We start from the raw sequence: 963 nt of genomic DNA, 5'->3' as shown, positions 1-963 counted from the left end.
TCCGTGATTTTATTTTTATAGGTCTTCATCGCTGACTTCAATGAAATTAAAGTCGCTAAGCATCATGCGGTTAATTGAAAGTGCGGGGTAGTGTGGAGTGCGGGAAATGAGATGTATTGAACGTTTTTTGATCTATCGACTGTCGATTGTGCGCTGTGCGGCGTCAAAAATTACATAGCGGTTCTTGCCCGCTTCCTTTGCCTGATACATCGCGCCGTCTGCGTTGCCGATCAATACTTCGGGCGAGGGTGTAAATGGTGTATGCACTGCGATGCCAATACTGGCTGTGCAATGGATATCCGGTTCAAGAACAATACTTGTCAGTTTGGAGACTATGCGCTTGGTAATTCGGTCAAGGTCATAGCGATGGAAGTTGCGCACAATAATCGCGAACTCATCTCCACCCATGCGGGCGACAAAATCGCTATCTCTACTCTGCTCTTTAAGCACTTTGGCGACCGCTTTAATCATTTCGTCACCCTTGTTGTGCCCATGGGTGTCGTTAATGGTTTTGAACTCATCTAGATCAATAAACATCACGCCAAAATGTGTCAGCTCGGTGCTATTTGCTCGCAGCGTGTTTGAAGTGCTTTCGGCAAAACACTCTGCAAGACGCTCTTCAAAGGCGTGGCGATTATGTAAGCCACTTAGCGAGTCGTGCCTTGCGAGCCAAGCGAGCTCGCTTTCTGCTTCGACCCGCCCGGAAATATCGAGCGCGATAGACAGAATTTGCCGTGAGCCGGTCTTTTGGTTAATTAGTGGTACATGGCGCCATGCTAAAAAGCGCAGTCTTCCTTCTTCTGTGATGACGGCGGCTTCATGCTGATATTCGCCATCATCTCTAAGCGCAATGTTCTTCACTTCGCGGATTACCGAATCCAGACAAATTGATGGATCTAGTAGCTTGGCGAAGTGCAAACCTTGAAGCTCGTTTTGGTCATAACCCGTGAGAGACTCCGTGTA

1 protein-coding gene is annotated in these 963 nt (G+C 47.9%); it reads right to left on the bottom strand.

Annotation, left to right across the window (positions count from 1 at the left end; genetic code table 11):
- Positions 1-132 precede the first annotated feature (132 nt).
- Positions 133-963: sensor domain-containing diguanylate cyclase (locus A3750_RS18100; RefSeq protein ID WP_156498711.1), on the bottom strand; the 831-nt coding region annotated here is incomplete at its 5' end.

It is taken from the genome of Oleiphilus sp. HI0079, assembly GCF_001635105.1.
Note: the sequence above shows the minus strand (reverse complement) of the source record. Positions and strands in the feature narration are given on the sequence as shown.